The following is a 26,292-nucleotide window of genomic DNA, read 5'->3' as shown; positions in this document are numbered from 1 at the left end:
GTCTCCATCGTTGCCGTCCCCCATCTTCAACCGAACGTCAGTTTCTGTGCCTTGGTACTCGACCTGGCGCCGACTGTGCTCTGTTGCGACCGTGCCGAGGAAACCCTACGGGGGTAGCCGTTGTCAACGGGGGAAGATTCTTTTTCCGGAGGGCGGAACGAGGGGCGGAGAGGGGGTGCGGGAGGAAAAGAGAAGAGTGAAGCCGCTCACACCCGCACCGGACGCGGAAGGTCGGGGAGCGGTTATCGAGCGGTAATCCGATGCGCCGCCGTGGGCGGGTCGGGTGCTTTTTCGTGCTCAAACACCTTGCTTCCCCTAGGGGGTATGGGTATAAGTGGGTGCGGAACGGAACTCCGATCCGCAGGCGGGAGCGGCATTTGCGCAACTTCTCCGGACCGGCTCGGGGCGGCCGCGTCCCGCTACGATTTCCGAAATACCAGGACGAGGCAGTCGTCGCCGTCGCCCGGGTATTGACAGTCCGTTAACCCGGCGATTATCCGCGACATTCCGGGCGTTGGCCGCGATATCCATGGGCCGGCCGGTTCTCCGGCCCCGCGTCCCTCGCGCCGCTCCCACCGCCATCCCACCGACGCCGACGGGCGGCCGTACGGTGAGCCCGGCCTCCGCCACGAAGACGTCCGACGTGGCCGGGGCGTGCTGTGCCGCCGCCGGTGTCGGCGTGACCGGGGCGGCCCGGCCGTGGCAGGTCCTCGCCCGCGACGCCGCGCCGGTGCGCGACGGGCTCCCCGCGGGGTATTCCGCAGGCGGTGTTCGCCATCTGGCGGACCACCACGAACCGGGGCCGGATGCCCGGCCCGTACACGTTCCCGACGGGACGACCCGGGTCCTGCCCGACGACGTCCGCGCCTTCGGACCGGGCGGCTGGGGGGGCGTACGCCTCGGATCCGCCGCCTCCCGGAACACCCTGGAGGACATCCTGTGCCGCATCCGGGCGTCCCTGACCTGACACACTCCCGGCCTCGCACACATACGACGGCGGCGGGCGGACCACATGGTCCGCCCGCCGCCGTACCGTGATTCAGGAGGCGGCGGCCCGGAACCGGCGCAGCCGCAGGCTGTTGCTGACGACGAACACCGACGAGAACGCCATCGCGGCGCCGGCGATCATGGGGTTGAGCAGTCCGGTCGCGGCGAGCGGCAGGGCCGCGACGTTGTAGGCGAACGCCCAGAACAGATTCCCCTTGATGGTGCCGAGGGTGCGCCGGGCGAGCCGGATGGCGTCCGCGGCGACCCGCAGGTCCCCCCGGACCAGGGTGAGGTCGCCCGCCTCGATGGCCGCGTCCGTGCCGGTGCCCATGGCCAGGCCCAGGTCGGCCTGGGCCAGCGCCGCCGCGTCGTTGACCCCGTCCCCGACCATCGCGACGGCGTGTCCCTCGCCCTGGAGGCGCTTGACGACGTCCACCTTGTCCTCGGGCATGACCTCCGCTATCACCTGGTCGATGCCCGCCTCGGCGGCCACGGACCGGGCGACGGTCTCGTTGTCCCCGGTGAGCAGGATCGGGGTCAGCCCGAGCGCCCGCAGCCGCCGAACGGCCTCGGCGCTGGTCTCCTTGATGGCGTCGGCGACCTCCAGCACGGCACGCGGCTCACCGTCCCAGGCCACCGTGATGACCGTGCGGCCCGCGGCCTCGGCGTCGGCGCCGGCCCGTGCCAGCCCGGCGGGCAGCTCCATCGACCGCTCGGCGAGCAGCTTCTGCCGGCCGACGAGGACGCGGTGCCCGTCGACCACGCCCTCCACACCGAGCCCCGGCAGGTTCCGGAAGTCCCGCGGGGCCGGCAGCGTGCCCACCCGGTCGGCGGCACCGGCGGCGACGGCCTGAGCGATGGGGTGTTCGGAGGCGTGCTCCAGCGCGCCCGCCAGCCGCAGCACCTCCCGCTCGTCCACGCCCTCGGCCGGGTGCACGGCCAGCAGGCTCATCCGGCCGGTGGTCACGGTGCCGGTCTTGTCCAGCACGATGGTGTCGACCTTCCGGGTGGTCTCCAGCACCTCCGGCCCCTTGATGAGGATGCCGAGCTGGGCACCGCGGCCGGTGCCGACCAGCAGGGCCGTCGGGGTGGCCAGGCCCAGGGCGCAGGGGCAGGCGATGATGAGCACCGCGACGGCCGCGGTGAACGCGGCCGTGGCACCCGCGCCGTTGCCGAGCCAGAAGCCGAGGGTGGCCACGGCCAGGCCGATCACGATGGGCACGAAGACGGCGGAGATCCGGTCGGCGAGCCGCTGCGCGGCGGCCTTGCCGTTCTGCGCGTCCTCCACCATCTGGGCCATCCGGGCCAGTTGGGTGTCGGAGCCGACCCGGGTGGCCCGGACGACGAGCCGGCCGCCGGCGTTCAGGGTCGCGCCGGTGACGGCGTCGCCCTCGCCGACCTCCACGGGCACGGACTCGCCGGTCAGCATGGAGGCGTCGATCGCCGAACTGCCCTCGACCACGGTGCCGTCGGTCGCGATCTTCTCGCCCGGCCGGACGATGAACCGGTCGCCCACGGCCAGGTCCTCGACCCGGATCCGCTCCTCGCGGCCCCCGCGCAGTACGGTGACCTCCTTGGCGCCCAGCTCCATCAGGGCCCGCAGGGCGGCGCCGGCCATGCGCTTGGAGCGCGCCTCGAAGTACCGGCCCGCCAGGAGGAAGGCCGTCACCCCGGCCGCGGTCTCCAGATAGAGGTTCCCGCCGCCGTCCGAGGGGGAGATGGTCAGCTCGAAGCCGTGGGTCATCCCCGGGGTGCCGGCCGAGCCGAAGAACAGCGCCCACAGGGACCACAGGAACGCGGCGGCGGTGCCGACCGAGATCAGGGTGTCCATGGTGACGGCGCCGTGCCGCAGGTTGGTGAAGGCCGCGCGGTGGAAGGGCCAGGCGGCGTAGGTGACCACCGGTGCCGTCAGGGTGAGGGAGAGCCATTGCCAGTAGTCGAACTGCCAGGCGGGCACCATGGCCAGGACGATGACCGGCACGGCCAGCGCCACCGCGGTGATCAGGCGCTCGCGCAGCGGGCGCAGCTCGTCGTCCGCCCGGCCGCCGCTCCCGCCCGTCTCGCCGCCCTCCGGTACGGCGGGCGCCGGCGGCGCCGCGGTGTAGCCGACGGCCTCGACGGTGGCGATCAGGTCCGCCACCTGGAGGACGGGGGAGTAGGTGATCTTGGCCTTCTCGGTGGCGTAGTTGACGGTGGCCTCGACTCCCTCCATGCGGTTGAGCTTCTTCTCGATACGGGCGGCACACGAGGCGCACGTCATCCCGCCGATGGTCAGCTCGACTTGGGCCAGGTCCGGGGTGGTTGTTGCCATCATGCTCCTCGGCAGGGGACTGCGGAGCCGGCGGGCCAGGGGGCGGCCCGCGGCCGGTTGCATACCCCTACGGGGTATCCGTGAAGCTATGTATACCCCCGCGTCCACACAGAATCAAGGCGGGGAAAGATCGCCGGCCGCATACAGGCGGGGGGTATGCCCGCCGTGGGGTCCGCCCGCGCGCTCACGCCCGCCCAAGGCGCCCCCGTGCTCCCGGACTTCGCATGTCGCGCCGGGTATGGCCGGTCGGTCGCGGGTGCTTTATACGGGGCGAGGGTATCTTTCAGGAGGGAGCTCGCCGCGGTGCGGGGCATCCCTCGGGAGAGGGAAGGGAAGCGGAGTCATGGCGGGGCAGAAGAAGCACAAGGACGACGTGATGATGCGGCTCCGGCGCATCGAGGGCCAGGTCCGCGGCCTGCAGCGCATGGTGGCGGAGGACACCTACTGCATCGACGTCCTCACCCAGGTGTCGGCGGTGACCCGCGCGCTGCAGTCGTTCGCGCTGCAGATGCTCGACGAACACATGGCCACCTGCGTGAGCAACGCGGTCGCCGAGGGCGGCGAGGAGCGCGAGCAGAAGCTGAAGGAGGCGTCCGACGCGATCGCACGCCTGGTGCGTTCCTGACGCCGGCCGGCTCCTCCTCCATGCGTCCAGCCTTCGTGCGGCGCGCAAGACGCCCCGGCCGCACGCCCGTTCCCTGAAGGGTGCGGCGCGCGGCCGCCGACCGTAACCCCGGAGGGCAAGGCGCGGCGTCGGCGTCAAGGCGCCCGAACGCCGCGCGTACGGCTTCTCCGTACGGGGCTTGTCCTGACCACTCCTCGCCCCTAGGGTCGTCCTCGTACGGTAGCAAGCGCTTTCCATGGTTGCCCGCGTCCTGCCGATCCCTCCGAGGAGCGCCGCATGCCCCTGCCCGCACCCCGCCGCCGCGTCGCCGTGATCGGCACCGGCGCCATCGTCACCGGCGGCCATCTGCCCGCGCTCGGAGCCCACGCCGAGCGGGTCGAACTGGTCGCCGCCGTCGACCTGGACGAGGGCAGACTGGACGCGTTCCGGCAGCTCGCGGGCGCGCGGGTCGCCGGGTTCACCTCGACGGAGGCCATGCTGGACGAGGCCCGGCCGGACCTGGTGCTGATCGGCACCCCGCCCGCGCTCCACCGGGAGCAGATCGTGGCCGCGCTCAAAGCGGGCGCCTGGGTGCTGTGCGAGAAGCCGCTCTGCCTCTCGCAGGCCGAACTGGACGACATCGCCGCCGCCGAGGAGGCGTCCGGCGCCTACGCGGCGGTCGTCTTCCAGCACCGCTACGGCTCGGGCGCCGTACACGCCCGCGACCTCATCGCGCGCGGCGAGCTGGGCGCCCCGCTGGTGGCGCACTGCCAGACCACCTGGCACCGGGACGCCGCGTACTACGCCGAGCCGTGGCGCGGCCGGTGGGCCACCGAGGGCGGCGGGCCCACCATGGGGCACGGCATCCACCAGTACGACCTGCTGCTGCACCTGCTCGGCGAGTGGGAGGAGATCCGGGCCATGGCGGCCCGCCTGGTCCACGACATCGAGAGCGAGGACGTCTCCACCGCCTTGGTCCGCTTCCGCAACGGCGCGCTCGCCACCGTCGTCAACAGCGTGCTGTCCCCCCAGGAGGTGAGCCGCGTCCGCGTCGACTGCGCCGACGCCACCGTGGAGCTGACCCACCTGTACGGACACGGCAACGACGACTGGGTCTACACCCCGGCCCCGCACGTTGCCCCCGAGCGCGTCGACGCCTGGCGCGCCCCCGCGCACAACGTGCCCAGCTCGCACACCGCACAACTCGGCGCCTTCCTCGACGCGTACGACCGGGGGGTACGGCCGCCAGGCAGCGGCCGGGACGCGCGCGCCGCCGTGGAGTTCGCCGCCGCCCTGTACAAGGCGGCGTTCACCGGGCGGCCCGTGCGCGCCGGCGAGATCGGCCCCGGCGATCCCTACTACACGGCCATGCACGGCGGCCACCCCGACTGGGCACCCGAGGGGCGCGCGTGAGCATCCGCGTCAGCCACGTCCACGGCGAGCACCTCGCGGTCCGGGCGCCGAACGGCACCGAGATCCTCCGCTACGTCTACCGCCCCGACCCGGACCCCTTCGAGTCCCCCAAGCCCTATGCCCATCCGGTCCGCACCCTGTCCGGGCGCACGGTCACCGGGTACCGCCCGCACGACCACCGCTGGCACAAGGGCGTACAGATGACGGCCAGTCACCTCTCCGGCCAGAACTTCTGGGGCGGCAACAGCTATGTGCCGGGCCGGGGTTACCTGGCGCTGCCCGACCGGGTCGGCTCCATGCGCCACGACGGCTTCACCGCCCTCACCGCCGAGGCCGAACGGCTCACCTTCACCGAGGAGTTGACCTGGGTCGCGAACGGCGGGCAGGAGTGGGCCCGCGAGGAGCGCGGCATCGGGGTGCACTCGCTCGACGAGGAGGCCGGCGCCTGGGTGCTGGACTGGTCGATCCGGCTCACCAACATCCGTACGGAAGCCCTGGTGTTCGGCTCGCCGACCACCGCGGGCCGTGAACTGGCCGGGTACACCGGGCTCCAGTGGCGCGGGCCGCGCGACTTCACCGGCGGCCGGGTCCTCGCCCCCGGCTCCGGAGACGCCGACGCGAGCGAGCTGATGGGCAGTCAGGGCCCCTGGCTCGCCTTCACCGGAGAGCACGACGAGACCGACGGGCACTCCACGCTGGTCTTCGCGCACGCGCCGGAGAACCTCGACGAGGCGTCGGCGATCCACGAGTCCCACTGGTTCGTCCGGGCCGAACCCGTCCCGACGGTCGCGGTCTCCTGGGCGTTCTTCGAGGAGTTCGCGCTGGAGCCGGGGGAGTCCTTCGGCTACCGCTACCGGCTGCTGATCGCCGACGGCGCCTGGGACCGGCACCGGATCAGCGCCCACCTGGCGGCCCTGCCGTGGTGACCAGGCCGGCCCACGGCCGCTCCGCCCGCTGCCCGGGGCGGTCGGCCTGTCCCGCCTCAGCGCCTACGACTGGGAGGCCGCCGACGGCGTGTGCGGCGGCAGCCCGCACCCGCACCTGGTGTGCACCGAGGCGTACGTCGTCACCGGTGGCCGGGGAGCGGTGCGGACCCTCAGTCCCGACGGCTACCGGGACATCCCCCTGAGGGCGGGCGCGGTCGCCTGGCTCACCCCGGGCACCGTGCACCGCATGGTGCGGGGCGGCGGGCCGCGCGTCACCGTGCTGATGCGGAACAGCGGCCTGCCCGAGGCCGGGGAGGCGGTGTTCACCTTCCCTCCCGAGGTGCTCGCCGACCCCGAGCGCTACGCGGCGGCGGCCACGCTGCCGCCGGGCACCGGCCCCCGGACGGAAGCGGCGGCCCGGCGGCGCGGGGACCTCGCGGTCGAGGGCTTCCTCGCGCTGCCCGAGGCCCTCGCCGCCGGGGACGCGGCGCCCTACCGGGGCTTCCAGCGCGCCGCCGCCCGCCTGGTCCGCGCCGAGGTGCCCCGCTGGCGCGAGCTGTGGCGCGCGGGCGCCCTGGCCGCCGCCGAGCGCACCGGCGCCCGGCTCGACGCGCTGGAGAGCGGCGAGCCCGCCTGCCTCGGCGATGTCACCGCGTACCGGGCCGCGCCCACCCGGCTCGCCGCTTTCGGCATGTGCGGGCGCCGCGACGAGTACGCGCCGCCCGGCACGACCTTGCCGTACGACGACCCCGGGGAACCCCGGCACAGCGGTCATGAACGGGAGCCGGCCGACTCGTGAGGCGCGGTCCCGCCCGCGAGGGCGGGGATCAGGAGAGGTTCTTCTCCAGCGCGGCGAGGTAGCTGTGCATGAAGTGGTCGCGCACACCGTCGCAGGCGGGCGCCAGCGGATCGGCGGTCAGCCCGGCCGCGTGGTCGAACAGCCCGCCGACCACCGGCATGGCGTCGCGGACCCTGCCGCGGGAGTCGATGTAGCGCAGCGCGTCGACGTGCGAGTAAGGGGGTGCGGGCGGCATCTGGGGGACGACGTCGTTGTTGTTCACGAACCGGAACATCCGGTCCTTGTAACCCTTGTTGTAGGCCCTGGCCAGGGTGGCGTCGCAGGTGCGGGGCTGGCCGTAGGTGTAGACGCCGTCGGCGGCCAGGCGCGGGTCCTCCAGGTACATGCGGGCGCCGGCGAGCATGGCGAGGGCCCCGCCCAGGCTGTGTCCGGTGAACCAGACGGTCTGGCCGTCGGTGCGCAGTTCGGCGTGGGTGTTCTTCACGTCCGGCCAGATCGACTCCAGCGCCTCGCCGAATCCGTCGTGGACGTGTCCGGTGTCCGCCGGTCCCCGCCGGGGCGGGGTCGTGGCGTCGGAGAGCCAGTCCTTGATCTGCTGCGGTTCGGTGCCGCGGAACGCGGTCACGATCATGCCGTCGCCGGCCATGGTGTAGGCCTGGGTGTCCTGGAGCGGGAACGGCGGGGTGAAGCGGGTCTCGTGGTGCCGGACGGTGTCGAACCCCCACTGCCTCGCCTGCGCCTCGATGGTGGCCTTGTCCTTGTACGCGAGGTCCGAGGCCAGCGCTAGCCAGTAGGCGCGTTCGAGGCTGTAGCCCGTCGAACGCCGATCGATCTCCACGGGAACAGGCACGGCAGGATCCTCCTTGTCGGACCGGGCACGGGGACCGGCGGGCCGTTCACGCTCCAGGCCCGCCCCTGCCATCTATGCCTCCACCGCCGTCCGCGCCGGACCCGGCACGCCTGCCTCCACCCTTACGGCCCAGCGTACGGTCGGCGACACCCCTTGACGGGTCGTTGGTCCGTACCTATCGTCTCGGCAACTCGGCCGTTCAGGAAGCCGTATGACGTTCACATACGAGGACGGATCAGATGCAGGACAAGGACATACCCGCCCCACGCCGCCGTAAGTCCCCCCGTTCCGCTCTCGCGCTCGGCGCGGTGACGACCCTGCTCGCCACCGGGCTGCTCGCCTGGCCCGGCACCCAGCGGGCGCAGGCCGCACCCGCCGCCTTCGCGCACCCCGGTGTCACCGTCTCCCAAGCCCAACTCGACTTCGCCCGGGGCAAGGTGCTGGCCGGCGTCCAGCCCTGGAAGGGCGCCTACGACCAGATGGCGGCGAGCAAGTACGCGAGCCTCAGCCGCACCCCGAAGCCCCGTGCCGTCGTCGAGTGCGGTTCGTACTCCAACCCGAACTACGGCTGCACCGACGAGCGCGAGGACGCGATCGCGGCCTACACCGACGCGCTCGCCTGGTACATCACCCGTGACGAGCGCTATGCGAAGAAGGCCATCGAGCTGATGGACGCCTGGTCCGCGGTGCTCCGGGACCACACCAACAGCAACGCGCCGCTCCAGACGGGCTGGGCGGGCTCCTCCTGGCCGAAGGCCGCCGAGATCATCAAGTACACCTACCCCGGCACGTGGGGCAACTCGGGCCGGTTCGCGACCATGTTGCGCGACGTCTATCTGCCCGAGGTCATCAACGGATCGAACTCCAACGGCAATTGGGAGCTGTCGATGATGGAGGCGGCCGTGGGCATCTCCGTCTTCCTGGAGGACAGGACGGCGTACGACACCGCCATGGCCAGGTTCCGCACCCGCACCGCCGCGTATGTGTACCTCGCCTCCGACGGCGACCTGCCGAAGACCGTCCCGAGCCAGAACCTGAACACCCGTGACAAGATCGTCTCGTACTGGCAGGGCCAGTCGACCTTCGTCACCGGGCTCACCCAGGAGACCTGCCGCGACTTCACCCACACCGGATACGGCGTCTCCGCCATCTCGCACGTGGCCGAGACCAGCCGGATCCAGGGCCAGGACCTGTACGGCACCGATGTCGGCGAGCGGCTGCGGCAGGCGCTGGGCTTCCAGTCCAAGTACGAACTCGGCGCGGCCGTCCCGAGCTGGCTGTGCGGCGGCAGCGTCAACCGCGGGCTCGGCCCGGTCACCGAGGTCGGCTACAACGCCCTGCACAACCGCCTGGGCATCGCCATGACCAACACCGGGACCCTGACCGGACAGAACCGCCCGGCGGGCAGCAACAACCTCTTCGTCGCCTGGGAGACCCTGACCCACGGCGACAACCCGAACTGACGTCCGGGTGGGGGCCGACCGGCGGTCCCCTCCGGGAGTCGCCCGGGAAGCGGGGGAACGCGGTGCCGGGCCGCGGAGCCATGTCCGCGGCCCGGCCCGGTCACGCACACGTGACCTGCTGTTCCCTGAGGCGCCTCCCGCTGACCGGGGAAGCCCGCCGGGTCTCACCGGCGGCCCCGCGCCGGCGTACCGGCTCTCACAGAGCCGGGCCGCCCGTGTCGCCCGGCTTGATCCGGCCGCGCCAGGCGCCGGACTCGGCGCCGCGTTCCTCGATGTACTCCTTGAACCGCTTCATGTCGCCCTTGACCCGGCGGTCGATGGTGCCGATCAGGTCCCCGACCTTCTCCACCGGCCCGCTGGTCTCGACGTCCATCACCAGCTCCACCCTGGTGTGGGTGTCGTCCACCCGCTCGAAGCGGACGCTGCCCTTCTGGCTGGTGTCGCCGCCGACCGTGCGCCACGTGATCCGCTCGTCCGGCAGCTGGTCGACGATCTCGGTGTCGAACTCCCGCCGTACCCCGCCGATCTTCGTGGTCCAGTGATTGTGCCGGTCGTCCAGCTGGGTGACCTCCTCGACGCCTTCCATGAAGTTCGGGAAGCTCTCGAACTGCGTCCACTGGTTGTAGGCGGTGTGCACCGGAACGCCGACTTCCACCGCTTCCTTGACCGTGCTCATCTCCAGGTCTCCGTTCTCACTGGTGGGGTGTCCCGGGCGGGCCGTCCGTGCGGCGCGCCCGGGCCGGGAGAGCCGGGTACCCGGGGAGCCGACGGTCATGGCCACCGGTTTCGATCATCCCCGCCGGCCCGTCGGCACCCCCGCGACCGCGCCCGGCCCCCGCCGCCCCCGCCCAGGCCGGAAGGGTGCGGATCCGGCCACCGCCACCGTCTTCGGGCCACGGCCCTGACGTGGTGTTTTACAGTGTTTGCCACCAGTTCAGGGCAACAGGACCTGTGAGGTATTCGCGAACATGCCGACCGAGACGTTTGAGTTTCAGGTAGAGGCCCGTCAGCTGCTCCAGCTGATGATCCACTCGGTGTACTCGAACAAAGATGTCTTCCTGCGGGAACTCGTCTCCAACGCCTCCGACGCGCTGGACAAGCTGCGTCTGGAGAAGCTCTGGGACGACTCGCTCGACGCCGACGTGTCCGATCCGCACATCGAGATCGACATCGACAAGGACGCCCGCACCCTGACCGTGCGCGACAACGGCATCGGAATGTCGTACGACGAGGTCGGGGGGCTCATCGGCACGATCGCCAACTCGGGCACCGCGAAGTTCCTCCAGGAACTGCGCGAGGCCCAGGACAAGGCCGGCGAGGACGGGCTGATCGGCCAGTTCGGCGTCGGCTTCTACTCCGGCTTCATGGTGGCGGACGAGGTCACCCTGCTGACCCGGCGGGCCGGCGAGAGCCAGGGCACCCGGTGGTCCTCGCGCGGCGAGGGCACGTACACGCTGGAGAAGGTCGACGACGCGCCGCAGGGCACCTCGGTCACGCTGCACCTCAAGCCCGCCGACCCGGAGAACCAGCTCCACGACTACACCTCCCCGTGGAAGATCCGGGAGATCATCAAGCGGTACTCGGACTTCATCACCTGGCCGATCCGGATGGTGCCCGAGAAGTCCGGTGACGACGACTCGACGCCCGAGCCCGAGACGCTCAACTCGATGAAGGCGCTGTGGGCGCGGCCCCGCGACGAGGTGTCCGACGACGAGTACCACGAGCTGTACAAGCACATCGGCCACGACTGGCGCGACCCGCTGGAGACGATCCGGCTCCAGGCGGAGGGCACCTTCGAGTACCAGGCCCTGCTGTTCCTCCCGGCACACGCGCCCCACGACCTGTTCACCCGCGACTTCAAGCGCGGCGTGCAGCTCTACGTCAAGCGCGTGTTCATCATGGACGACTGCGAGGCGCTGCTGCCGCCGTACCTGCGCTTCGTCAAGGGCGTCGTGGACGCCGCCGACCTGTCGCTGAACGTGTCCCGCGAGATCCTCCAGCAGGACCGCCACATCGAGATGATGCGGCGCCGGCTGACCAAGAAGGTCCTGTCCACGGTCAAGGAGATGATGACCAAGGACCAGGAGCGCTACGGCACCTTCTGGCGGGAGTTCGGCACGGTCCTGAAGGAGGGGCTGGTCACCGACGCGGAGAACCGTGACGCCATCCTCGCCGTCGCCTCCTTCGCCAGCACCCACCACGACACCGAGCCGACCACGCTGAAGCAGTACGTGGAGCGGATGAAGGACGGCCAGGAGGACATCTACTACCTGACCGGCGACTCCCGGCAGAGCATCGAGAACTCCCCGCACATGGAGGCATTCCGGGAGCGAGGCATCGAGGTGCTGCTGCTCACCGACCCGGTGGACGAGGTGTGGGCCGACGCCGTCGGCGAGTACGAGGGCAAGAAGCTGCGCTCCGTCGCCAAGGGGCAGATCGACCTCGACGCCGAGGACGAGGACGGCGCCGACGAGGACCGGGAGAAGCAGACCGAGGAGTACGCCGGGCTGCTCGGCTGGATGAAGGAGCGGCTGGACGAGGACATCAAGGACGTACGGCTGTCCTCCCGCCTCACCGTCTCCCCGGCCTGTGTCGTCTCCGACGCGCACGACCTCACCCCGGCGCTGGAGAACATGTACCGCGCGATGGGCCAGGAGGTGCCCCGCGCCAAGCGGATCCTGGAGCTGAACCCGGACCACCAGCTGGTGAAGGGCCTCAACCAGGCGTACAAGGAGCGCGAGGACCGCACGGAGCTGGCCGAGACCGCCGAGCTGCTGTACAGCCTGGCGGTGCTCGCCGAGGGCGGCCAGCCCAAGGAGCCGGCCCGCTTCGTCAAGCTGATGGCGGACCGCCTGGAACGCGCGCTGTGACCCACCCGCGCGGGGCGCCGACGGCACGGCACGCCGTGCGCGGCCCCCGCGCTCCCGCCGGTGGGCTCAGAAGGCTCCGAGGTCGGCGGCCACCCAGTGCTCGGGCCGCATGGTGACGATGAAGTGCTCGCCGAGCCGGCTCCGGTCGTACTCCACGAAGGCGGCGACCTTGTCCTCGGGGAGGTACCGCGCCGCCATCTCCCGGGACAGCTCGGGACTGTCCGGGGCCGTCGCGACGACCGGGCCCTCTACGGACACGTAGCGCACGGTCGGTTCGGTGCGCTGCACCATCAGGCTGAAGCGCCCCGCCGCGCGGATCGCCCGTCCCTTGCGGGAGTCGGACCCGGTACGCACCCACAGGTCGCCGCCCGGCGTGTACTGGTACCAGACGGGAACCGTCAGCGGGGCGCGGTCCGGGTGTTCGACGACCGACAGCGCGCCGATGTGCGGCTCCGCCAGGAACAGCTCGCGTTCTCGCTTGGAGAGTGCCATCGGCCGACCCTAACGCCGCCGCGGCGGCACGGACAACAGACCGACGAGGCCCGGTCGGGGGCGGGTCAGCCGGCGCCGCGCTCCAGAACCCGGCGGGCCGCCTCGGCCTCCGCCGCCGGCGGGGACAGCTCGTCCAGGGTGTCCAGTTCGTCGTCCGCTTCCAGCTCCCGCGTCCAGGCCGCCGCGAGCCGCTCCTGCTCCTCGCGCGGCCGTGCGCCGACGTCCTCCCGGTGGCCGGGATCCAGTGCCGCCAGGAATCGTTCGACCGGGTCCGTCGGCATGCCGTGCTCCTTGTCGCCGCGAGGGGTGCCGCTCCCGGCCAGCATGGCCAACGGTGCGCGCGCCCGCCGCCCGACACGGGCCCGGACCACCCTGATGGCCCTGCCGTCGGCCCCGGTATCCGATGGCGCTCGTCAGGTCTGCCGGGCGTGCACGGGGGCGTTGGCGACCTCGTCCGGGCACTTCCGGCGCGGTTTCCGCCGCCGGTCGCGCCGCCAGTCGAACACCGCGAGGGCCAGGGAGGCCGCCATGCCGGCCAGTGCGGCGCCCAGCGCGGTGACGAGAGCGCCGCGGTAGTCGCCGCTGCGGCCCAGCACCAGGTAGAACAGGCCGGGCAGCGCGGCGGTGCCCAGCGCCGCGCCCAGCCGCTGCCCGGTCTGGAGCGCGCCGCCCGCCGCGCCCGCCATGCGCACGGGCACGTCCCGCAGGGTCATGGTGATGTTGGGGGAGACCACGAAGCCGCCGCCGACGCCGCCGAGGAAGAGCACCGGCGCGGCGACCCAGGGCGCGAGGTCCAGGGGCGCGAACCGCAGCAGCAGCGCGGTGCCGCCCAGGCCGGCGATCACCCCCGCCAGGCCGCAGACGGTGAGCAGGCGGCCGTACCGCTCCACCAGCCGGCCGGAGACCACGGCCGCGCTCGCCGAGCCGAGCGCGAAGGGAGTGACGGCGAGCCCGGACCGGAGCGGGGAGAAGTCCAGCCCCCGCTGGTAGAAGAGGGCGAACACCAGCCACACACCGCTGAACCCGACGAAGTACAGCGTGCCGATGCCGGCGCCGATGGCATAGCCGCGCACGGTGGTGAACAGGCGCGGGTCCAGCAGCGGCTGCGCGTTCCGGGCGACGAGACGGCGCTGCCACCAGGAGAAGACGGTGAGGAGCGCGGCACCAACGAGGAACAGCCACCACAGGCGCTCGATGCCGCCGGACTCCGCCAGCACCAGCGGACACATCAGCGCGAGCACGCCGAGCCCGAGGAGCAGCACGCCGGGCAGGTCCACCCGGCCCCGCCCGGAGCGCCGGGTGCGCGGCAGCAGACGGCGGCCGAGCAGGACGGCGAGGACGCCGATGGGCACGTTGACGTAGAAGATCCACCGCCAGCCCTGCTCTCCGGAGGCCAGGGCGAGGATGGCGCCGCCGGTGATCGGACCGGCGGCGGAGGATATGCCCACGGTGGCGCCGAAGAAGCCGAAGGCCCGGCCGCGCTCGGCGCCGCGGAACATCTGCTGGATGAGCGCGGAGTTCTGCGGAGCCATGAAGCCGGCCGCCAGCCCCTGCGCGAGCCGGGCCGCCACCAGCAGCGTGATGTCGGGGGCCGCGCCGCAGGCCGCGCTGAAGACCACGAAGCCGCCGAGGGCCAGCAGGAAGATGCGGCGCCGGTCCAGGGCGTCACCGAGCCGGCCGGCGGTGACCAGGGCGAGGGCGAAGGTCAGGGCGTAGCCGGAGACCACCCACTGCACCTGCGCCGGGGAGGCGTGCAGGTCGTGCTGGATGGTGGGCAGGGCCACCGCCACGATCGTGACGTCGAGCAGGCTCATGAACCCGGCCACCAACGTGACCCACAGGGCGCGCCACCGCTGCGGATCCGGCTCGTACCCGTCCCCGCGGGTGTCCGGTTCCCGGCCGCCCGCGGCCGACGTCGACGCTGTCACGCGGACTCCTCTCCACCGAGGCCACCGGGCGGATCCACCGGGGCCACCGGTCGGACCAAGTTCCCCCGCCCCTACCGGGCACACCTACCCGGCCGGTGCCCCCGGCCCGCCACCGCGTCCGGCCGTCGGCCGCCGACGAGGCACCGGGCGGACATCTCGCCTAAACTGACTGCATGGACACAAAGAGTGACGAAATACTTCCGCACCGCGACCGTCCGCCGCTCGCCCGCGGCACCGCCCTGATCTGCGTGGCCGCCGCGGCCGGAGCGCTGCTCGCGGGCTGCGGCACCGACAGCGGCGGCGAGGCCGCGCGCGGCGGCGCCGCCGAGGCCGCCCAGGTCGCCGCGACCTCGCCCACGCCGACGGCGGACGGCGACCTCACCGAGGACCAGCGGGAGCGCAAGGCGCTCGTCCCCAAGGCCAAGACCGGCTACGAGCAGGCGCTCAGCGCGGCGGTGGGGGCCGTACCGGACTCCAAGCCGGTCTCCGTCGAACTCAAGGGTTCGCCCGACAGCCCCCGGTGGGAGGCCGAGGTCGCCACGGACGACGGCGCCGCCCACACCGTCTCCGTCGACGCGGTCGGCGGGAAGGCCGGCAAGGCGCGGGCCAAGGACGACGACGGCGACGACAAGCGCGAACTGGCGGACCTGCTGAAGAAGGCCACCGTCACCCCGCAGCAGGCCGCGCAGACCGCCACGGACAAGACCAAGGGCACCGTCACCGCCGTCGAGCTCGACGACGCCGACGGCGGTGCCCCGAGGTGGTCCGTCGACGTCGTCACCGACGACTGGAACAAGACGACCTTCGACATCGACGCGACCAACCGCAAGATCCTCCGGGAGCACGTCGACCGCGACTGACGGCCGCACCCGGCCCAGGAAAGCGAACCCCCGCGGCTCCGCACCGCCTCCGACGCGGTGCGGAGCCGTCTCCGACGCTCGCGCCCGTTTTCCCGCCCGGCACGGGGGAACTCGAGCGTGCCGAGGAGTGGAGCGGAGGACGCCATGAGCGGACACACCGGCGAGCCCGCCGACCGGTACGGGCGGGCCCGTGACGAGAAGGAGCCCGGAGCGCATTCGGGCGCCGAGAGCCAGGCCCGTGAGCGCACCGTCCCGGGCACGGCCAGTGCCAAGGAGGGCTACCAGCCCGACAGCGGCACCACGGCCGGCGAGCCGCTGCGTGGCGTGGAGGCCGAGGACCGGCGGCGGGAGGACGACCGGCCGCGGGGCGGCGAGGAGGACCGGTCCGACGGCTGACGCGGGCTACGCGTCGTCCCCGGCCGGGCGCCGTACCATCAGGCTGCTCACCTCGAAGGTCATCTCGGTCGTGTCCGGGTCGGGCGGCGGGTGGTAGCGCCCCGCGCACACCGAGAGGTTGACGATGAGGAAGGCGTGCCAGCGGCGTCCCACCCCGCGCCGGTCCGCGAAGACCCGCTCGCCGTTCAGCCACCAGTCCACCGAGTGGCGCCCGAAATCGGTGCGCAGGTCGATCCAGGCGCCCGGCCGGACCGCGTCGTGGCGCACGTACCGCTGGGACCGGCGCACATGGTTGGTGAACTCCAGCAGGTCCGGGTGGTCGGGGTGGTATTCGAAGACGTCGACCTCCTGGTTGCCGTCCCGCCAGGTCCAGATGGCCGGCCAGGCGCCGGTCTCCGTGGGCAGCCGGACCCGGGCCTGGAGTATGTCTCCCGCGAGGAGGACGAACTCCTCCTCGCTGTCCTCGGTGGTCAGCAGTCCGGTGTCCCACCTGCCGTCCGGCCGTCGGCGGGCCCGGAACACGCCCGAGCGGCTGTGGTCGGCGTCGTCCACCAGATGGTCCAGCTTGTCGTCGTCCGGATTGACCGGGCCGTTCCCCGGATAGGCCGAGGAACGGCCCGCCGTCCACTGCGTGGTGGAGGCGAAGTCCGCCGTGAACACCACGTCGGACCGGTGCGGATGCCGGGGGGCCGGCGGGGAGGCGCCCATCGTCGGTTCGCTCATGTCCGATGTCTCACCGGCGGCGCTCCGGACATGCATATGGGCTGATCAACGCCTCGTATTTCCTTCGTGTGGGTGAAGAAGACGCACCGGGAGCGTCAGGGCAGGCTGGCGCCCTGGGCCCGGAGTTCCCGCTGGACCGCGCTCACCGGAACGTCCCGCGGCCGCCGCCCCCGGGTCGCCGCGAGGGCCGCGCACACGCCCGCCGCCTGCCCGGTGGCCATGGAGATCGGCATCACGCGGTAGGAGGAGTGGGCCACGTGGTCCCCGGAGATGCAGCGGCCCGCGACCAGCACCCGGTCCAGGCCCCGGGGCAGCAGACAGCGCAGCGGGATGTCGTAGGACTCGCCGCGCGGCAGCCGTTGGAGCCTGGTGCCGCGTCCGCTCGGGTTGTGGATGTCGACGGGGTAGGCGCCGCGCGCCACGGCGTCGTCGAACTTGCGGGCCGACAGTACGTCCTCGCCGGTCAGCAGGTACTCGCCGGTGATCCGCCGGGTCTCCCGGACCCCGACCTGGACGCCGCTCTGCACCACGTAGGAGTCGGCGAAGCCCGGCACGCGGCCGCGCAGGAACCGGGAGATCTGCGCCATCTGCCGGTGCGCGGCGAGTTCCGCGCGGGTCAGGTCCCACACGCTGGTGCCGAGCACCTCGGTGACCCGCGTGGAGTTGACCGCCACCTCGCCCGCGTTCGGGGTGGCGAAGAAGAGGATGTCCTCGCGCGGCAGGTCCAGCTCACCGGCGTCCGTGGCCGCGCGGACCAGGTCCCACAGCCCGTGCACGCCCTTCCACTGGTCCGGCCGGGCCCGGGTGTAGGCGGCGAACTCCTCGTGGTCGAAGCGGACCATGCGGAACATCAGCGTCATCGGCTGCGTCCAGCCGTCCTCCGGCCGGCCGGTGTCGTACCCGGCCCCCGCCGCCGCGGCGATGTCGCCGTCCCCGGTGCAGTCGACGATCACGTCCGCGTCCAGCACGAGCGGCCCCGACTTGGTCTCGAACACCGCCCGGGCCCGGTCGGGCAGGCTGACGACGCCGGAGGCGAAGGCGTGCAGCAGCATCCGGACCTCGTGGTTCGCCAGCAGCTCGTAGGCCGCCAGCTTGAACAGCTCCGCGTCGAACGGCACGGTGTAGCCGGTCTCCAGCGACGGCCGGATCGCGGCCCCGGTGCGCACCAACTGCTCCAGCAGCACCCACAGCACCCCGCCGACGACCGGCTCGCCCTCGCCGTGGTCGGGCGGCAGCAATCGCGTGGTGTCGCCGGGCACGGCCTGTTTGACCTCGTTGTGGAAGCTCATCAGCGGCATGACCAGGGCGGCGGTGGCGTTGCCGCCGAGGAAGCCGTAGCGCTCCACGAGGACCACCTCGGCGCCCGCGTTGGCCGCCCCGACGGCCGCGCCGAGACCGGCCGGACCGCCGCCGACCACCAGCACCTGGGTGGACCCCGCGTGCAGGGCCCGGCGCGGCGGCAGCTCCACCGTGGTGGGGACCCGGGGCGGCATCAGATGGGACACGTTCACTCCCTCGGGGATGGCAGCCGTCGGTGTCAGCGGGCAGTAGAAGCGGGCACCGGCGTGCCGGCGTGGCCGACGCCGGGCGCGGCACCGTCCAGATAGGCCAGGAGGCGCTCCCCGGTCCGGGCCGCCCGCAGCCGCATCGCGGCCGTGCGCACCGCCGCGTCCGCCGCGCGGGCGTGCCGCTCGTCCCACAGCCGGTCCACCTCCGCCAGCAGCAGCCCGGCCGTCTCCCGGACCACACCGCGCAGCGCGGGCGCGCCGATCCGCTGGGCGAAGTCGAAGACCTTCCCGGCGTACGGCAGCGGCAGCAGGGGGATGCCGGCGAGCGCGGCGAAGACCAGGAAGTGCAGCCGCATGCCGACGGCCAAGTCCAGCTGCGCGACGATGTCCAGGACCTCCTGGGGCCCGTGGTCGCGGCGCAGCACGGTGCAGTGGTCGGCCGCCGCCATCCGGGACGCCACCGCATGGGCGTGCCGGATGTCGCCGCGCTCCATGGAGATGAAGACGATGTGCGCGTCCAGCCGCTGCACCAGGAAGTCGCCCATGCTGGCGAGCAGTTGGTGGTACTCCTCCTCGTCCAGGTGTTCCGCGGCGTGCCCGGGCTCCCGGACGCTCATCCCCACCAGCCGCACCCGGCGGGGCACCGCCTCCGCCCGCAGCAGGGCCCGGCCGCGGTCGCCGGGCGCCAGCAGCAGCGCCGGGTCGGCGGTGACGCAGACGGGCCGGGTGACCCCGGCCTCCTCCAGGACGAGCTTCGACTCCTCGTCGCGGACCGTCACCTCGACCGCGTCCGACAGCACCGCGCGCACATACGCGCAGTCCGTCTCGTCGGTGAGCGGACCGGCGCCCACCGCGTAGGTGAAGACGGGGACGCCGAGGCTCTGCGCGGTGCCGGCCAGCCGGAGATACCGGCGCGCCTCGGTGTCGTAGAGGATCCCGCCCCCGCCGACCACCAGGACGTTCAGTCGGCGCAGCGGCTCGGAGATGCCCTCCCGGCAGACCCCCTCCCAGCCGACGACCTCGACGTCCGGATGGACCGAGCGGGTGTGCGCCGGATTGCGGGAGAAGACCACGAACCGGGTGTCCGGACGGCCGGCCCGGACCTGGCCCAGCAGGGCGGTGAGAATCGCCTCGTCGCCGACGTTGCGGCCCCCGTAGGAGCCCAGTACGCCTACGGTCACGCCGTCCGCGCCATCCATGACCGCTCCCTTACGGCTCACAGCAGAAGCTGTACCAGCTTGCCGCCTTCCGGTGGGAACACGCGACCCGGGCCGCGTCCGGCCCCGGGCCTCAGCGGGCGACGCGGTGCCTGCGCCCGCCCCGGCGGAAACGCACGGCCGCGTAGACCAGGGCCAGGACGAGGACCACGGCGCCGATGACCAGGAGATAGAACAGACCTTCGACGACGAAACCGATGATCCCCAGGACGACGGCCACGAGGATCAGCAACAGGAACAGGCTCATCGGATCTCCCGGATCTCCGGCGGGTTCGGTGGATCAGCGGCGGGCCAGGCGTCGCTCGCCGCCGGCTCCCGGTGCGTAGGGCAGCTCGTAGTGGGCGAAGACCCCCGGCTCGTCGGCGGCGGTCAGTTCGCCGTCGGTCTCGATGGACGGGGCCTTCTTCACCCGGTCCTTGCTCTGGGCGACCTTCAGGTAGCCCGGGCCGACCGTCGCGCCCGTGAGGGGGACGAACGCCAGCCGGCGGCGGGTGGGCAGACCCACGGTCACCGTGGCGAAGAAGGGCTGGTCCGTCGCGGTGTCCACGTAGACCGACTCCAGAACGCCGATCTTGTGACCGCCCGTGTCGACCACGTCGTGACCCCGCCACTCGCGGATATCGGATGCCTCGAACATCGGTACCTCCCGTCCACGGGGTACCCATTCGCGGGCCGGCGATGTGACACCGGTGGGGTCGATGCCCTCGGACGGCGTACCGGCCCGGGGCCGGATGCCGGGCCGGTACGCCGGGTGATCAGTTCACGGGCACGAGGTCAGGAACTCGATCAGCGCCGCGTTCACCTCGTCCGGCCGTTCCTGCTGGGTCCAGTGGCCGCAGCCGGCCAGCCTCAGCGGCTCCCGCCACAGGTTCGGCATCAGCGAGGGCAGCCGCTCGATGAGTTCCGGGGTGCCGGGGAAGGCGGGGACCACGTCACGGTCGCCGTAGACGTACAGGGCCGGCGGGGTGACGACGGCGCCGTGCCAGGGGGCGGTCAGCTCCCAGTTCCGGTCGAGGTTGCGGTACCAGTTCAGGGCCCCGGTGAAGCCCTGGGAGAAGCTCTCCGTGAGCGCGTCGAGGTCCTCCTCGGTGAACCACTCCGGCAGCACTTCCGGGTCGGCCATGTCCGCGAGCCAGCCGCGCTCGGGGTCGACCAGCGGCTGCTTCTGCCCGGCGCCGGGAGCGTCCCCGGAACCCCAGTAGAAGAACTTGCGCAGCGCGGTGCGGGTGTCCTCGGCGAACTCGGCGTCCGCGACCCCGGGACGGTTGAAGTAGTTCCAGTAGAAGCGGCCGCCGAACATCTGGTCCATGGCGGGCAGCGGAGGCCGCGACCCCCGGAAGGGCGGCGGCACGCTCAGACCGGCCACCCCGCGCACCAGGTCCGGCCGCAGCAGCGCGGTGTGCCAGGCGACCGGCGCGCCCCAGTCGTGCCCGACGACGTACGCCTTCTCCTCGCCCAGCTCCCGGATCAGCCCGACGACATCGCCGACCAGATGCAGGATGGTGTACGCGTCGACGGCCTCGGGGTGGTCGCTGCGGCCGTATCCGCGCTGGTCGGGAGCCACCACGCGGAAGCCCGCGGCGGCCAGCGGGCCGAACTGGCGGTGCCAGGAGTGCCACGACTCCGGGAAGCCGTGCAGCAGCACGACCAAGGGGCCCTCGCCCTCCTCGGCGATGTGCAGCCGGATTCCGTTCACGTCGACCATGCGATGTTCAACCATGGCCCCGAGACTACTCGCGTGATCATCGGGCGGACGGTGACCCGCGCGACCGCCCACGGAGGGCCGGGGCCCGCGCCGTTGCTCCGGTACGCCGACGGGGGGGGGTGGCCGAGGAGCGGGGGACCGGGGCGTGAGGCGTCGGGCCCGGACGCGCGTCGGGCCCGGACGCCCCGTCGCCGGCGCCCGGGCCCCCGCTGGTCCCGCGGATCAGCGGCTCACTGCCGCTGCCACAGCGCCGGGGCGTTCGGCGGCTCCCACCCCGCCTGCGCCTGGTGGCCCTGGAGGCAGCGGTAGGAGGCCCCGCCGTACGTCACCGTGTCGCCCGCCTGGTAGACGGTGCCGGCCGCCCAGGTGCCGCCCGGCTCACCGGGGTCCTCCGGGTCCTCCGGGCCGCTCCCGGTCGTCTTGAGGGTGAGGCCGTAGGACTGCAGGATCGGGTTGATCGGCTGGAAGTACGTCGTACCGCCGCTGGAGCAGTTGCCCGAGCCGCCCGAGGTGACCCCCTGCGCCTGGCTGCCGGAGATGAACGAGCCGCCGGAGTCGCCCGGTTCGGCGCACACCGACGTACGGGTGACACCGCTGACGGTGCCCTCCTGGTACGTCACGCTGGTGTTGAGCTGCTGCACCGTGCCGCAGTGCCAGCCCGTCGTGGAACCGGAGCGGCACACCGAGGAGCCCACCGGGGCCTGCGTGGAGCCCGCGACCTGGACGCTGGAACCGGTCACGTACGGCGTCGCCGTCCAGTTGGAGTTGGTCGCCACCCACGCCATGTCGTTGCCCGGGAAGACCGACGCCTGGAAGGTGCCCTGCGCGACCCGGTTGGAGCCGGTGGTGGTGCTGCCGGCCCGTCCGCAGTGCCCGGCCGTGGCGAAGCCCTGCTGGGTGCCCCGGGTCACCGGGAACCCGATCGAGCAGCGGCTGCCGCTGCCGATGTAGTACGCGTCGCCGCCCCGCAGGTCGTACAGCGGACGGGGGTGTTCGGCGGACTTCACGATCCGGGTGAGGGAGGCGTCGACGTGGGCGGCGGCCAGCAGGGAGCGCGCCGCCTCCGGCCGTATCGCCTCCACCACCAGCGTGTTGGTGGGCACGTCGACGTACCAGACCGGGGCGTCGGTGGTGGCGCGGTGCGCCGCGGCGCGGTCCACCCGGGCCTTGGCGGCGTCCAGCGCGGCCAGCGAGTGCTCCACGACGACCGCGCGGGCGCCGTGCGCCCGGATCGCCGGCACGTCGGCCGGGTCGGTCGTGGCCACGGCCAGCGTGTCCGACTCCGCGCCGCGCACCCACGCGCCGGCGAAGCCCGTGCCGAGCGCGGCCCCGAGCCGGCCGGCGGTCGTGCCCGCCTCGGCCTCGTTGGCCAGCCGGCGCTCCGCCTGTCCGCGGTCCAGTCCCAGGTCCCGCTGGAGTGCGCCGAGGAGAGCGGGCGGTGCCGCGTCGGTACGGAGCGTCTGGGCCGCCGTCGGCTGGGCGGGGGAGGCGGACGACTGGGCGCTCGCGGTGCCGCTGAGCCCGGCCACGAGCAGGGCACCCGCTGCCGCGGCGGCGGCACACGCGGCTCTGAGGTGTCGTTGGAGCATGGGGAGGTCTCCTCGGATTCGGTGGGAGTGCCGAAACCGTAGGGAGATCCCGCCCCGCCCCATAAGACATCAGCCGACCCCCTGCCCCCGCGTTATACCCGGCGACGTGAAGGGGCGCGGCCGGCCCGGGAGATGAGGCGCGCTCAGGACGCGAGGCCGGTGCGGTGCTGCCGGGCCGCGGCGTCCCGGTCCTCGCGCCGCGCCAGCCAGTGCGCGTAGCTGTCGCTGCGGGCGGCCACACCGGCGTGCGCCGCGCGGGCCTGCGCCAGCACCGTGGCCACCGTGTCCGGGCGTTGCCCGGCCCGGTGCCAGCCCAGCAGATGCCGCCACACCAGCGGGGTCCCGGCCAGCGGCCGGGTGGTGATCCCGGGCGTCGGCGGGAAGGTGGCCCGGCACAGGCCCACCGCGCGGCCCACCTGCACCAGATGGACGCAGGACGCGGTGTCCGTCTCGTACATGCGGCGGGGCGTGAAACCGGCCCGCGCGCAGGCCGCGGTGAAACAGTCGCCGAAACAGCCGTCGCCCGGGACGCACGCCCACTCCTCGCCGGCGAGCGCGGCCAGGTCGGCCTCCCGGCCGCGGGCGAGCGGATGGCCGTCGGGGAGCATCACGAACACCGGGTCGACGGCGACCTCCTCCCAGGTCAGGTGTGGTGCGTCCGGTGGGGGAGCGGAGCCGCAGGCGCCGGCCAGCGCGAAGTCCAGGCGCCCCTCGGCCAGCAGCTCCGCCAGTTCCCGCTCCGACCAGGACGCGCAGGTGGTCACGGTGGTGCCGGGGGCGGCGTCGGCGAGCCGGTCCACCAGCGCGCCCAGTAGCGGACCGTGGGTGCCGCCGAGCCGCAGCCGCTCCCCGTCCCGCCGGGTGCGCGCGAACCGGGCCGCCTCCCGCTGGAGTTCGCTGACCGCGGGCAGCACGATCCGGGTGCGCTCCAGGACCAGTTCGCCGAGGGCGGTGGCCCGTACGCCGTACCGTCCGCGTTCGAAGAGCGTGCCGCCCAAGGCCCGCTCGATGCGCCTGAGCTGCGCGCTGAGCGCCGGCTGGGCGAGTCCGAGGGCCGTCGCCGCCTTGGTCAGACTGCCCGCTTCCGCGATGGCCCGAATGGTCTTCAAATGCCGCAACTCCAGCTCCATGAGGGGAGCTTGCGGGGTGGGAAGGCCCAGGGCAAGAGGCTGGTACAGACCAGAGGGGCGGGTTTCGCTGTTTCCCGGTGTCCGGGTCCGTGGCATGGTCACAGCGACGCGATTGGTCTGTACCTGCTGGGCGTCCCGTGCGGTGCCCGAAAGGTCCTGGAGAAAGGGGAGCATGGCCGATGCGCAGCACCACCGTGTTACCGGGAACCCCCGGCTCGCCGCCCGCGGCCGGGGACGTGCCCCTGCACCGGCTGGAGGTGGCCGGGCCGGGCGCGCCGCCCTTCGCCGCCGGTTCCTTTGAGGCCGTGGGGCCGCTGTCCCGGTGGGACCGGCCGCACCGGCACACCTTCTACGAGATCGTCCACGTCAGCGCCGGTTCCGGTACCCACGTCGTCGACCTCGCGCGCTGGCCGCTGCGCCCCCCGCACCTGGCGGTGATCCTGCCCGGCCAGGTGCACCACTGGGAGGGCGGCCGGGGACCGGAGGGAACGCTCGCGCTGTTCACCGACGACTTCCTGGTCGACCATCCCCACGACCGCGAGGTGTTGCGGGAACTCGGTGAGCGGTGCTGGTTCGCCCTCGATCCCGAACAGGACCGGTCCGTACGGCGGCTGATGGCCGAGCTCGTCGCGGAGCACCGGGAGCGGGCCCCCGGACACGAGAGCGTCCTGCGCTCCCTGCTGCACGTGCTCGTCGTGCGCGCCTCCCGGCTGCCGGGCACCGCCGGCGCGGGCCGGGACCCGCGTGCCCAGGGCCGGCCGGCCGCCGTCGCCGACGAGTTCGCCCGGCTGATCACCCGCCCGGAGGCGGCGACCTGGTCCGTCCGGGAGTGCGCCGACCGGCTCGGGGTGACCCCCCACTACCTCACCCAGGCGGTCCGGGCCGCCACCGGCCGCCCACCCGGGCGGCTGCTCATCGAGGCCCGGGCCTATCAGGCACAACGGCTGCTGGCCCACACCCAGTTGTCGGTACGGCAGGTCGCCGCCCGCACCGGATTCGCCGACCCCGCCTACTTCAGCCGCTTCTTCCGGCGGGAGACCGGCAGCAGCCCCGGCGACTTCCGAAAACACCACAGCCGCCCTCATCAGTCCCTCGAAGCCCCGTCGACGCACGCCTAGGTTCGTTGCCGACCGGCCCCAGGGCGCCCGCCCCCGCAGGACGACCACACAGGTCCAGCCCCACTGGGCCAGCCCACAGGTCCAGCCCCATAGGCCCGTACGGGTCCAGTCCCACCGGCTCGTACGGGTCCGGCCCCACCGGCTCGTACGGGTCCGGCCCCACAGCAGGGCCGCGCAGGTCCGCCCCCGCGGACGGAGGCACGGGTCCGCCCCCACAGGAGGAGGAGACATGGACGGAGCAGGTACGCACGACACCGACCGGAACGGCATCGGCGACACCGTCGGCAACGGCGCGGACGCGCCGGACGCACCGGGGGGCGCCCGGCTCGTCGGCCGCAAGACCGTGCTGCGCGCGGCACTCGCGGCCACCGCCGCGATCCCCCTGGCCTTCGCCGGCGGCCCCGCCCTCGCCCGCACCCTGGCCGCGAGCGGCGAGGAACCCCAGCTCACGCCGCCGTGCGACGACGGCGACGACCCCACCCCGGAGCAGACCGAGGGCCCCTACTTCAAGCCCAACTCACCGCAGCGGACGAGCCTCCTGGAGCCCGGACTGCCCGGCACCCGGCTCACCGTGAGCGGTTATGTGTTCGGCCGGGCCTGCCGTCCCCTGTCCGGCGTCCTGCTGGACTTCTGGCAGGCCGACAACAACGGCGCCTACGACAACACCGGATTCCGGTTCCGGGGCCACCAGTTCACCGACTCGCGCGGCGCCTTCGCGCTCACCACGATCGTGCCGGGCCTGTACCCGGGGCGCACCCGGCACATCCACGTCAAGCTGCAGGCCCCCAACCGGCCCGTGCTCACCACGCAGTTGTACTTCCCGAACGAGCCGCGCAACAACACGGACACGATCTTCGACCCGCGGCTGCTGATGACCGTGCGCGACGGCAGCGGCGGCCGGGAGGCGGCGTTCGACTTCGTCCTCGACGTGGCGCAGGACCCCGGCCCCGGCCCCACGCCGCCCGGTGGCACCTGGGCCGTCGGCACCGCGTACCGGACGGGGGACCAGGTCACCTACGGTGGCCGCGGCTACGCCTGCCTCCAGCCGCACACCGCCCAGCCGGGCTGGGAACCCCCGGCCGTACCGGCCCTGTGGCGCGCGGTCTGAGAACATGGCGTGCGACGGTCCTGAAACGGCGGGCACCGGCCTTCCGGCCACGGCCGGTGCCGCCCCGCAGAGCCCACCGGGGCCGGGTTCCCCCGGGGTGGGGCCGCCCGCTCCGGGTGGGGCCGGGGCGGGCGGCCGCAGGAGTCGGCGCGCCGGGACCGGGTACCTGCCGCACCTGCTCGGCGTAGGAGGGGACGGCGAGCGGGTTCTCGTACGAGGCGCACCGCCCGGGGCGTCGACGGACAGGCGCAGGACGTCCGTCGTCGTCCCAGGGCGGCCGGCGCGCGTGAACCGT

25 protein-coding genes are annotated in these 26,292 nt (G+C 73.1%); 11 read left to right on the top strand and 14 right to left on the bottom strand.

The genetic code is table 11. The features are described 5' to 3' along the window. The first annotated feature begins 610 nt into the window (after positions 1 to 610). A complete protein-coding gene (locus ACSURM_RS02500) occupies positions 611 to 967 on the top strand; it encodes a hypothetical protein (RefSeq protein ID WP_436953018.1) in 357 nt (118 codons plus the stop codon). 72 nt (positions 968 to 1,039) lie between these two features. On the opposite strand, the gene ACSURM_RS02495 is transcribed toward ACSURM_RS02500, so the two are convergent. Next, positions 1,040 to 3,298 (bottom strand): heavy metal translocating P-type ATPase, encoded by a 2,259-nt coding sequence (locus ACSURM_RS02495; protein ID WP_436953016.1) that lies wholly within the window; start codon positions 3,296 to 3,298, stop codon positions 1,040 to 1,042. Positions 3,299 to 3,641: 343 nt separating this feature from the next. Here ACSURM_RS02495 and ACSURM_RS02490 point away from each other — a divergent pair, with 343 nt between their 5' ends. The 4 genes from ACSURM_RS02490 (at position 3,642) to ACSURM_RS02475 (ending at position 7,040) form a co-directional block, all read left to right on the top strand. Beyond that, the gene (locus tag ACSURM_RS02490) at positions 3,642 to 3,923 is read left to right on the top strand and encodes a metal-sensitive transcriptional regulator (protein ID WP_344351944.1); all 282 of its coding nucleotides are present in this window, start codon (positions 3,642 to 3,644) and stop codon (positions 3,921 to 3,923) included. 276 nt (positions 3,924 to 4,199) lie between these two features. Next, positions 4,200 to 5,315: a Gfo/Idh/MocA family protein gene (locus ACSURM_RS02485; protein WP_436953013.1), complete on the top strand. Its 1,116-nt coding sequence runs from the start codon at positions 4,200 to 4,202 to the stop codon at positions 5,313 to 5,315. After that, on the top strand, positions 5,312 to 6,241 hold the full coding sequence (locus tag ACSURM_RS02480; RefSeq protein WP_436953011.1) for a PmoA family protein: 930 nt from the start codon (positions 5,312 to 5,314) through the stop codon (positions 6,239 to 6,241). Before ACSURM_RS02485 ends, ACSURM_RS02480 begins: the two co-directional genes overlap by 4 nt. Before the next feature lie 28 nt (positions 6,242 to 6,269). After that, positions 6,270 to 7,040, top strand: a complete 771-nt coding sequence (locus ACSURM_RS02475) for a cupin (RefSeq protein WP_436960890.1) — start codon at positions 6,270 to 6,272, stop codon at positions 7,038 to 7,040. A 28-nt stretch (positions 7,041 to 7,068) separates the two neighbouring features. Here the strand turns inward: ACSURM_RS02475 and ACSURM_RS02470 are convergent, their stop codons facing one another. Beyond that, entirely contained in the window at positions 7,069 to 7,890 is an 822-nt protein-coding gene (locus tag ACSURM_RS02470; protein ID WP_436953009.1) for a lipase family protein, read from the bottom strand. A gap of 239 nt (positions 7,891 to 8,129) precedes the next feature. On the opposite strand from ACSURM_RS02470, the gene ACSURM_RS02465 reads away from it, so the two are divergent. Then, positions 8,130 to 9,353 (top strand): alginate lyase family protein, encoded by a 1,224-nt coding sequence (locus ACSURM_RS02465; protein WP_436953007.1) that lies wholly within the window; start codon positions 8,130 to 8,132, stop codon positions 9,351 to 9,353. Positions 9,354 to 9,549: 196 nt separating this feature from the next. Here ACSURM_RS02465 and ACSURM_RS02460 read toward each other — a convergent pair whose 3' ends face one another. Next, entirely contained in the window at positions 9,550 to 10,029 is a 480-nt protein-coding gene (locus ACSURM_RS02460; RefSeq protein ID WP_436953005.1) for an SRPBCC family protein, read from the bottom strand. 292 nt (positions 10,030 to 10,321) lie between these two features. Here ACSURM_RS02460 and htpG point away from each other — a divergent pair, with 292 nt between their 5' ends. Then, a complete protein-coding gene (htpG, locus tag ACSURM_RS02455) occupies positions 10,322 to 12,223 on the top strand; it encodes a molecular chaperone HtpG (protein WP_436953003.1) in 1,902 nt (633 codons plus the stop codon). Positions 12,224 to 12,289: 66 nt separating this feature from the next. Here htpG and ACSURM_RS02450 read toward each other — a convergent pair whose 3' ends face one another. The 3 genes from ACSURM_RS02450 to ACSURM_RS02440 form a co-directional block, all read right to left on the bottom strand. Then, complete coding sequence (locus ACSURM_RS02450) at positions 12,290 to 12,715, bottom strand: pyridoxamine 5'-phosphate oxidase family protein (RefSeq protein WP_436953001.1); 426 nt, start codon at positions 12,713 to 12,715, stop codon at positions 12,290 to 12,292. A 65-nt stretch (positions 12,716 to 12,780) separates the two neighbouring features. After that, on the bottom strand, positions 12,781 to 12,996 hold the full coding sequence (locus ACSURM_RS02445) for a hypothetical protein (RefSeq protein ID WP_359043783.1): 216 nt from the start codon (positions 12,994 to 12,996) through the stop codon (positions 12,781 to 12,783). Between the two features lie 132 nt (positions 12,997 to 13,128). Continuing rightward, entirely contained in the window at positions 13,129 to 14,643 is a 1,515-nt protein-coding gene (locus ACSURM_RS02440; protein ID WP_436952999.1) for an MFS transporter, read from the bottom strand. A 173-nt stretch (positions 14,644 to 14,816) separates the two neighbouring features. Between ACSURM_RS02440 and ACSURM_RS02435 the strand changes: the two genes are divergently transcribed. Continuing rightward, positions 14,817 to 15,503: a PepSY domain-containing protein gene (locus ACSURM_RS02435; RefSeq protein ID WP_436952997.1), complete on the top strand. Its 687-nt coding sequence runs from the start codon at positions 14,817 to 14,819 to the stop codon at positions 15,501 to 15,503. Positions 15,504 to 15,647: 144 nt separating this feature from the next. After that, positions 15,648 to 15,899: a hypothetical protein gene (locus tag ACSURM_RS02430; protein WP_436952995.1), complete on the top strand. Its 252-nt coding sequence runs from the start codon at positions 15,648 to 15,650 to the stop codon at positions 15,897 to 15,899. 6 nt (positions 15,900 to 15,905) lie between these two features. Here the strand turns inward: ACSURM_RS02430 and ACSURM_RS02425 are convergent, their stop codons facing one another. From ACSURM_RS02425 to ACSURM_RS02390, 8 genes are all read right to left on the bottom strand, one after another. After that, entirely contained in the window at positions 15,906 to 16,622 is a 717-nt protein-coding gene (locus ACSURM_RS02425) for a beta-glucanase (protein ID WP_436952993.1), read from the bottom strand. 95 nt (positions 16,623 to 16,717) lie between these two features. Then, positions 16,718 to 18,127, bottom strand: coding sequence for an FAD-dependent oxidoreductase (locus ACSURM_RS02420; protein WP_436952992.1), 1,410 nt, complete (start codon positions 18,125 to 18,127; stop codon positions 16,718 to 16,720). 32 nt (positions 18,128 to 18,159) lie between these two features. Then, positions 18,160 to 19,329, bottom strand: coding sequence for a polysaccharide pyruvyl transferase family protein (locus tag ACSURM_RS02415; RefSeq protein ID WP_436952990.1), 1,170 nt, complete (start codon positions 19,327 to 19,329; stop codon positions 18,160 to 18,162). Positions 19,330 to 19,420: 91 nt separating this feature from the next. Further along, positions 19,421 to 19,594 carry a hypothetical protein gene (locus tag ACSURM_RS02410; RefSeq protein ID WP_436952989.1) on the bottom strand — a complete coding sequence of 58 codons (174 nt, stop codon included), beginning with the start codon at positions 19,592 to 19,594 and terminating at the stop codon, positions 19,421 to 19,423. 33 nt (positions 19,595 to 19,627) lie between these two features. After that, the gene (locus ACSURM_RS02405; RefSeq protein WP_030610994.1) at positions 19,628 to 19,984 is read right to left on the bottom strand and encodes a PRC-barrel domain-containing protein; all 357 of its coding nucleotides are present in this window, start codon (positions 19,982 to 19,984) and stop codon (positions 19,628 to 19,630) included. Between the two features lie 123 nt (positions 19,985 to 20,107). Further along, on the bottom strand, positions 20,108 to 21,067 hold the full coding sequence (locus tag ACSURM_RS02400) for an alpha/beta fold hydrolase (protein WP_436952987.1): 960 nt from the start codon (positions 21,065 to 21,067) through the stop codon (positions 20,108 to 20,110). 215 nt (positions 21,068 to 21,282) lie between these two features. Further along, positions 21,283 to 22,641: a trypsin-like serine protease gene (locus tag ACSURM_RS02395; protein ID WP_436952985.1), complete on the bottom strand. Its 1,359-nt coding sequence runs from the start codon at positions 22,639 to 22,641 to the stop codon at positions 21,283 to 21,285. Between the two features lie 143 nt (positions 22,642 to 22,784). Continuing rightward, positions 22,785 to 23,771: a LysR substrate-binding domain-containing protein gene (locus ACSURM_RS02390; protein WP_436952983.1), complete on the bottom strand. Its 987-nt coding sequence runs from the start codon at positions 23,769 to 23,771 to the stop codon at positions 22,785 to 22,787. Between the two features lie 179 nt (positions 23,772 to 23,950). Between ACSURM_RS02390 and ACSURM_RS02385 the strand changes: the two genes are divergently transcribed. Then, positions 23,951 to 24,889, top strand: coding sequence for a helix-turn-helix domain-containing protein (locus ACSURM_RS02385; protein ID WP_436952981.1), 939 nt, complete (start codon positions 23,951 to 23,953; stop codon positions 24,887 to 24,889). Between the two features lie 229 nt (positions 24,890 to 25,118). Further along, entirely contained in the window at positions 25,119 to 25,997 is an 879-nt protein-coding gene (locus ACSURM_RS02380) for a carbohydrate-binding protein (RefSeq protein WP_436952979.1), read from the top strand. Positions 25,998 to 26,292: the final 295 nt, after the last annotated feature.

Origin of the sequence: Streptomyces sp. SudanB182_2057 (assembly GCF_964272715.1) — a bacterium.
GTDB classification, from domain to species: domain Bacteria; phylum Actinomycetota; class Actinomycetes; order Streptomycetales; family Streptomycetaceae; genus Streptomyces; species Streptomyces rubradiris.
This window is presented reverse-complemented; position numbering and strand designations above follow the sequence as displayed.